This window comes from Frankia sp. AgKG'84/4 (assembly GCF_023242965.2).
Classification (GTDB): Bacteria; Actinomycetota; Actinomycetes; order Frankiales; family Frankiaceae; genus Frankia.
In genome coordinates, this window is record NZ_JALKFU020000640.1 from 1 (window position 1) to 685 (window position 685).

1 protein-coding gene is annotated in these 685 nt (G+C 53.7%); it reads right to left on the bottom strand.

The genetic code is table 11. The features are described from left to right. A partial coding sequence (gene ruvB, locus MXD58_RS31760) for a Holliday junction branch migration DNA helicase RuvB (protein WP_250610009.1) occupies window positions 1-673 on the bottom strand: 673 nt, incomplete at its 3' end. Window positions 674-685 lie beyond the last annotated feature (12 nt).

Genomic DNA, 685 nt, shown 5'->3' on the forward strand with positions numbered 1-685 from the left:
GTCCTAAACTGTCTACCTGCATTAATTCAAGCGCATAGTCTGCAAGCTCGATGGTAATGGTGCCATCACCCCTGACCTGGGCGAAATCCCGGACTCTTCGGAGGAGCCTGTTCGCAATCCTAGGTGTCCCCCTGGACCTTCTTGCGATCTCATCAGCCGCCTGTCCGTCCATTTCTGTAGCCATGATTTCGGCAGTACGGACGATTATTTGTGTTAATTGCTCTTCTGTATAATATTCGAGCCGGCTGAGGACACCGAAACGGTCTCTTAACGGGGCAGACAAAGCGCCCGCCCTGGTTGTGGCGCCGACAAGCGTAAACGGCGGCAAATCAATCCGCACCGAACGCGCGGAAGGCCCTTTGCCGATCACGATATCCAGGCAAAAATCCTCCATCGCCGGGTACAGAACTTCTTCAACAGTCCGGGGCAGCCTATGGATTTCATCGATGAACAGCACATCGCCCGGCTCCAGTGCACTGAGTATTGCAGCGAGGTCCCCGGGACGTTCGATGGCAGGCCCCGATGTTGTCCTTACATTGACGTCCATTTCATTTGCGATGACGACTGCAAGTGTTGTTTTCCCAAGACCAGGGGGGCCGTATAATAAGACATGATCAAGGGTTTCCTCACGCATTTTCGCGGCCTCAATGAAAACCTTCAGATTCGCCTTCACTTTGTCCTGGCC